Consider the following 6,128-nt stretch of genomic DNA (forward strand, 5'->3'; position numbering starts at 1 on the left):
GCTATTGGTGTTAACCGGGCTATTGGTGTTAACCGGGTTAGTGGTGTTCACTGAACCATTAGCTGGACTGTTCGTGCTGGGCTGAGGCGTCGTCACTGGCTGCGAAGAGGCTGCGAGGTTAGCAGAACTCGGCTGATTAGCCATCGCCGCGCCCTGAGTCGGCGCCGCATTGGCGGCATTGGCAGTCGCTGTATTGGCATTTAGCCCTGCAGGACCCACCGCTTGGGTATTATCAGCCGCCCCTGAGCTAGGTGCAGTCACTGTGGCACTGGAGCCATCAACCTCACTAAGGTTAATACTGCTTTCATCGCTATCGCGAACTGGCCCATCGGTCGCCATTGAGCCATTAACAGCGATGTCACTTAAGCGCTGGCTTGCATCAGTTTCGGTCAATAACGCCTCGGCAGACAAACTTTGATTCGCCGCGGCCACTTCTTCTACTGTGGGTTGTGAGACATCGACATGGGTTAACAAGCTCGATTTCTGCATCCACCAGACGACGAACAGCCCGAGTAAAATCAGCACGATCACTAAGCTTAACCATTTTAATTTGGTATCGGTCGCCTGATGGGTGGTTTTACGGGAAAAGCTCTGCATGGCAGGCTCAGTCACAAGGGGGACTTGTTTAGCCAGACAAGCTTCGACCAAGGCCGGATCGGCGCCCACTAAACGGGCAAAGTTTTTGACATAGCCACGGGCGTAGGTTGCAGAGGCAATGTTAGTGAACACATCGGCCTCGAGATCTTCAACAATCTTTGGCCGTAAATGTAACTTCACGGCGGCATCGCCAATGCTTAAGCCCATTTTTTCACGGGCATTTTTTAAAATTTGGCCGAGGGTTTCACTGGGCGCCGCGAGAGGTGCACCGTTTAGGGCATCGGTCACCGCTGATTCAATTGGGTCGTTATCTTTCATTGATGCAAATTAACTCTGTATTGCTTGGCCTGAGGTGATGCTGGAAATTTGGCAAGCAATAACATACCAAATTTCTGAACTGCGGCATCATCATTCATTGCCTGCTCTATTTTTATGCCGAGCGCTAAACTTTCTGGTGTCTGAGCCGCCACTTGATGATATCGCGCTAATTGGTTACGCGCCTTAATAAAATCATTTTGGTCTATGTCAAGCTCAACCAATTCCAGTAATGACACCGCGCGTCGCGGGTCATACTTTAACGCCATCTGAAAATACTGTCGTGCCTTTTGGTTCAGCCCAGCCTCGCGACTGCATAGTCCTAAATTTTCATAACTTGAGGCCGTGCGGGTATATTTGGGCATTTCGATGGCCGCCAAAAACATTTTTTCTGCTTTTGCGTATTGTTTTTGTTGGCACAAAAACACCCCAAAATTATTCATCGAATCGCCCGAAGTATCCTTAGTGCTAATGGCATCTAAGTAGGCGCGTTCCGTGCGGACTAAATCCCCCACCGTTTGATAGTAATACGCCATAGCCACGTGTACATCCTCTAGCTCTGGCGCATATTCGATGGCTTTATCAAGATTGTATTTAGCCTGCTCCGAGTTTCCTCGATTCAAATAGGTTAAACCAAGCTGCATACGCTCTCTGGCCGCAGCCACTCTATCGAGCTTACGTTCGGATACCGGAATATCGGTTCCCGTATAGGTACGCTCAGTCACGCACCCTGTCACACCTAAGGACAAGGCAAGTAGCAATGATAACCCTGACAATCCATGCTTCATGGGTAAACCTATAAATCTATACAAACAATGAGTTAATTCATTGTGACCGAAATCTGGTTTTCTTGCATGCGTTTTTTTGCCAAACGTTTAGTTCTGTCGCGAATATCACCTGCTAACTGACCACAGGCGGCATCAATGTCATCTCCGCGGGTCTTACGCACGATAACTGTCAAGCCGTACTCCATCAGCACCTTAGAAAACCGGTCAATGCGCGAATTCGATGAGCGGCCATAGGGCGAGCCTGGGTAAGGGTTAAAGGGGATAAGGTTAACCTTGCAAGGCGTATCCTTCATCAACGCCGCCAACTCATGGGCTTGCTCTGTGCTGTCATTGATGTGATCGAGCATGACATATTCCACGGTCACGCGGCCACGGTTTGCATTGGATTTCGCAATATACCGACGGATCCCCGCCAAAAATTCTTGCAATGGGTATTTTTTATTCACTGGCACTAAGATATCACGCAGCGCATCATTGGGCGCATGGATACTCACGGCGAGCGCAACATCCAGCACGTCCCCGAGCTTATCAAGAGCTGGCACCACGCCCGAGGTTGAGAGTGTGACGCGGCGTTTTGATAGGCTAAAGCCAAAATCATCGAGCATGATATCCATCGCCGGGATGACATTGGCTAAGTTCAGCAGGGGCTCACCCATGCCCATCATCACCACGTTGGTAATAGGGCGCTCGCCAGTGTCTTTGGCAAAGCCTAAAAAGTGAGACACGCGCCAAATTTGGCCGACAATTTCAGATACCGTTAAGTTACGGTTAAAGCCTTGCTGGGCGGTCGAGCAGAAGGTGCACTCTAAGGCGCAGCCTACCTGAGATGAGACGCATAACGTAGCGCGATCATCCTCAGGAATATAAACGGTTTCAACCTCTTGGCCTTCGCCGACATGGATGGCAAACTTGATCGTACCATCGGTCGATTTTTGATAGCTCGAAATCTCTGGAGCAACAATTTCGCAGCGCGCGGCCAGCTTTTGCCGCAGCACTTTATTGATGTTAGTCATCTCTTCGAAGTCGCTGACCCCGAAATGATAGATCCATTTCATGAGCTGATCGGCACGGAAAGGCTTCTCCCCCATTTCCGCAAATAATGCACGCATTGCCTTACGATCAAGGTCTAACAAATTGATCTTTTTTTCACTCATAGGACTAACCTCAACACCAAAACCTGCAACAGGGCGGCGAATTATACAGACGCTAACTTTTTTTAGCCAGCAACACCACGCGACTATGTTAGAATCTCTCTGGGCTAGTGTTGGCCTAAAGAACGGAGTTGTAATACCACCTATATGTTAACCCTCATCATTATCGTGCTTATCGCTGTCGCGGTGTCGTTTCTGTGCAGCGTCTTCGAAGCTGTGCTGCTCTCGGTTACCCCCAGTTACATCGCCTCACTTGAGCAAAGTGATCCTGCCGCTGCCGCGCGTTTACGTCAGCTTAAAGACAATGTCGAAGCACCCTTAGTGTCAATTTTGACCTTAAATACCATCGCCCATACCGTGGGCGCCGCCGTGGCTGGGGCGCAAGCCGCCAAAGTCTTTGGCGATGAGATGCTCGGCGTGTTCTCCGGGGTATTAACCTTCATCATTTTATTTTTCTCCGAAATTATTCCTAAATCCGTCGGGGCCAATCATTGGCGCCGCCTTGCGCCGAGCGTATCGATTGCCATCACTTGGATGAAACGGGTGACTAAACCGCTGATTTGGATGTCCCAACAGGTTACCCGCCTGCTGGGTAAAGGCGAAGAAGGCCAATATATTCGCCAAGAGATGAGCGCCATGGCCAAAATTGGCCACGAGTCAGGCGAGCTAGATGAGCAGGAGTCAAAAATTTTGACGCAAATGCTTAAAGTGCGTGATATGCCCGTGACCGCCATCATGACCCCGCGCACTGTGATGTTTTCCTTGCCGATTGACCTCAGCCAAAACCAATTTGTGCGAGAGTACCGGGACAAACCTTTTACCCGTATTCCGGTATATGATGAGGATCACGATGATATTATTGGTTATATCACCCGCACCGACGTGCTCTTAGCCGAGCGCTATACCCCAGACGCGCCCATTGGCGAGTTAAAACGCAATCTGTTTGTGGTCCCTGAAACCGCCAAAATCCTACCGTTATTTGAGCGCATGATTAAACGCAACACCCAAATTGCCATGGTGGTGGATGAATATGGCAGTAGCCAAGGGATTGTGACCCAAGAAGATATTATTGAATCTATGCTCGGATTAGAGATTGTTGATGTCAACGATCCGGCCACCGACATGCAGCAACTGGCGCGTAAATTATGGGCCAAGCGGATGAAGCAAAAAGGCATACGTTTATCCGATGACGGGGATTTTGAGGCCGCCGCCGACGATGACGAGGCAAAATCGGGTTGATGCTCGGTATGCCAAATTCCATGCCTGTAAGTGGCACACATGAGTTGCCCATGTTACAGGCCTAAAGCTGCGGACCTCATATAAAAAACCTATGTGACTGGTAGCCAATGCCGCCACCTAAAACCCCAAGCGGTTAGCCAAAGGGAGCTTTGCTCCCTTTTTGGTGTAAACCTTCGCCACGCCGCCGCGATACCCTAAGTCAATTGTCGGTCATCGCCAACTAGCTTGGGGCCGCCCTGCTTATTTTGGATACGTTCCTGCTGTAATGAAAGGTATGTTATGACACAGAGTTACACTCTCTCACTGGCACACATCAATGATACCCACTCAAATTTTGAGCCGAGCCGAGTGCATTTCTCGCTCACGCTTGCCGATAAAGTGCTCGATGTCACCTGCCATAGCGGTGGCTATGCCCGCATAGGCTACCACCTGACTCAAGCTCGCGCTAAGGCCAATAAGGCCAATATCCCCCATTTATGCCTACACGGCGGAGATAGCTTTCAAGGCACGCTGTACTTTAGCCATTTTAAGGGCAAGGCCAATGCTCACCTCCTTAACTTGTTGGCGCCCGATGCCATGGTGATTGGCAACCATGATATTGATGAAGGCAATGCCAGGCTGGCCGAGTTTGCCAAGCAAATCGATTTTCCGCTGCTTGCCGGTAATATGGATTTAAGCCAAGAAGATATCAATAAACAAGGCTGCCTGCGCGCCCTGCCCAATATCGTGGCCTATGACGCCAACACCCAATTGGCTAATTATTTGCTCAAGCCTTTTTATGATAAGCAACTGGCGATCATCGGCATTACATTAGATCAAATGCAGGATATCGCCCGCCCCGATCCCGATACCCACTTTGTCGATGCTATCGCGACCACGGCACGCACCGTGGCGCACCTTCAGGCCAAGGGGATTAAACACATCATAGTGCTCAGTCATTTAGGCTTAGATCAGGATAGACAGTTGGCCGAGCAAGTCAGTGGCATCAGCCTGATTGTCGGCGGCCATAGCCATACTCTGCAGGGGGATTTTAGCGCGCTAGGACTAAGCCAGTTGCCCTATGGCGAAAACGTGCGTGGCACCCCCATAGTCCACGCGGGGAAATACGCCGAAACCCTTGGCTTAGCCACGGTTGAGTTTAATCATGCTGGCCAAGTGGTGCGCCTTGACGGCGGTAACTACTTCATGTTGGATCGCCATGTGTTCTTGAGCTCACAACACTCTGTGAATGACGCCGATTATCAAGCCGTACACCAAGCGCTGGCCGAGCATCCCTATGTTTACGGCGATGAAGCCGATGACACTATCTCGGCTGTCATTAAGCAGCAGTACCGCCCGGCAATCGCAAGCATGGAAAACCAAGTGCTCGCCTTCGTCCCTAAAAATCTGGTACACACTCGCCTGCCCTCAAAGGCGTTGCCCCATGGCAGTGAAATTGCCCCCTGGGTCAGCCGCAGCATGTATCAGGAGGCCAAAATTGAAGATCCTCGAATCGACTTTGCCCTGCACAATGCGGGCGGCGTGCGTCAATCCCTCGCCCAAGGTCGACTCACCCTTGCCGATGTCATGGGACAATTACTCCCCTTTGAGCTACCGCTGGTCAGATATGAAATCCAAGGCCAATTTCTTTATCAAGCCCTCGAATCGGCCATCAATGCCGCCACCAATAACAGCGTGCAAGGCACCGGTGCTGGGAGCTTTCCTTATACCTATGGCTTACGGTATTACTACGATGGCCGCCGCCCCTTAGGGGAGCGTTTATTTAAACTCGAACTCATGCCTCAGGATGGCTCGCCCCTGTGGTATCCCATTGAGCATGATGCATTGTATGTTGGGGTATCGACCTCTTATACCGCAGCAGGCAAAGAAGGCTATCACCCATTGCTACAGGCGCGTTGGCAAGAGTCACTCCCCTCTTTGACTTTACCCCAAGCATTTATTCGTTTTTTAAGTAAAGCCCCCAACCTCGCTGACGGCTTATCCCCCCATGTGCATTACACCAGCCACGCCAAGCGCTCAGGTTAATTGAGCGCCAATA

General features: G+C 50.6%; 5 protein-coding genes. 2 read left to right on the plus strand and 3 right to left on the minus strand.

Translation table 11 applies throughout. The features are described from left to right. The 3 genes from ACRCZA_RS11290 to ACRCZA_RS11300 all read right to left on the minus strand — a co-directional run. A partial coding sequence (locus tag ACRCZA_RS11290) for a helix-turn-helix domain-containing protein (RefSeq protein ID WP_438674534.1) occupies window positions 1-915 on the minus strand: 915 nt, incomplete at its 3' end. Beyond that, window positions 912-1,700 (minus strand): type IV pilus biogenesis/stability protein PilW, encoded by a 789-nt coding sequence (gene pilW, locus ACRCZA_RS11295; protein WP_438674535.1) that lies wholly within the window; start codon window positions 1,698-1,700, stop codon window positions 912-914. The genes pilW and ACRCZA_RS11290, both read right to left, overlap by 4 nt. A gap of 32 nt (window positions 1,701-1,732) precedes the next feature. Next, the gene (locus ACRCZA_RS11300; protein WP_438674536.1) at window positions 1,733-2,854 is read right to left on the minus strand and encodes a bifunctional tRNA (adenosine(37)-C2)-methyltransferase TrmG/ribosomal RNA large subunit methyltransferase RlmN; all 1,122 of its coding nucleotides are present in this window, start codon (window positions 2,852-2,854) and stop codon (window positions 1,733-1,735) included. A 144-nt stretch (window positions 2,855-2,998) separates the two neighbouring features. Here ACRCZA_RS11300 and ACRCZA_RS11305 point away from each other — a divergent pair, with 144 nt between their 5' ends. Both ACRCZA_RS11305 and ACRCZA_RS11310 read left to right on the plus strand, forming a co-directional pair. After that, window positions 2,999-4,090, plus strand: a complete 1,092-nt coding sequence (locus tag ACRCZA_RS11305; protein WP_438674537.1) for a CNNM domain-containing protein — start codon at window positions 2,999-3,001, stop codon at window positions 4,088-4,090. Window positions 4,091-4,369: 279 nt separating this feature from the next. Beyond that, window positions 4,370-6,115 carry a bifunctional metallophosphatase/5'-nucleotidase gene (locus ACRCZA_RS11310; RefSeq protein WP_438674538.1) on the plus strand — a complete coding sequence of 582 codons (1,746 nt, stop codon included), beginning with the start codon at window positions 4,370-4,372 and terminating at the stop codon, window positions 6,113-6,115. The last annotated feature ends 13 nt before the right edge of the window (window positions 6,116-6,128 follow it).

It is taken from the genome of Shewanella sp. (assembly GCF_051658185.1).
In the GTDB taxonomy this organism is placed as follows: Bacteria; Pseudomonadota; Gammaproteobacteria; order Enterobacterales; family Shewanellaceae; genus Shewanella.

Excerpts from the sequence above, each read along its gene's own strand:
- pilW (WP_438674535.1), bottom strand. The coding sequence starts at position 1,700 with ATGAAGCATGGATTGTCAGGGTTATCATTGCTACTTGCCTTGTCCTTA.
- ACRCZA_RS11300 (WP_438674536.1), bottom strand. The coding sequence starts at position 2,854 with ATGAGTGAAAAAAAGATCAATTTGTTAGACCTTGATCGTAAGGCAATG.
- ACRCZA_RS11305 (WP_438674537.1), top strand. The coding sequence starts at position 2,999 with ATGTTAACCCTCATCATTATCGTGCTTATCGCTGTCGCGGTGTCGTTT.
- ACRCZA_RS11310 (WP_438674538.1), top strand. The coding sequence starts at position 4,370 with ATGACACAGAGTTACACTCTCTCACTGGCACACATCAATGATACCCAC.